General features: G+C 48.7%; 1 protein-coding gene. It reads right to left on the reverse strand.

All coding sequences use genetic code 11. From position 1 onward, the window contains the following. Positions 1-234 (reverse strand): divalent metal cation transporter (locus tag L9G74_RS22085; protein ID WP_238899094.1); only part of this gene is annotated, 234 nt, incomplete at both ends.

A 234-nucleotide genomic window follows, 5' to 3' on the forward strand; every position in this document is an offset into this window, starting at 1 on the left:
CGTTGCAACCACATTGGCAAGTGCCAGTGCGTGTAACCTTCCATGATGATTTGACCAGTCAACGTTCCAGTAATCGTTGAGTTTTGTCCTGATGCCAACAAGGCAACCGCGAACAACATACTCAAGACAGGACTCGCAATGGCACCAACGATTTCCTTGTTGTTCAAGGCGTTGAACAAATCACCAAAGGCTTCCAAATCTGAGCCGTGACCGAAGAACAAAGCTGCTCCGACG

Origin of the sequence: Shewanella electrica, assembly GCF_022321485.1 — a bacterium.
Taxonomy (GTDB): Bacteria; Pseudomonadota; Gammaproteobacteria; order Enterobacterales; family Shewanellaceae; genus Shewanella; species Shewanella electrica.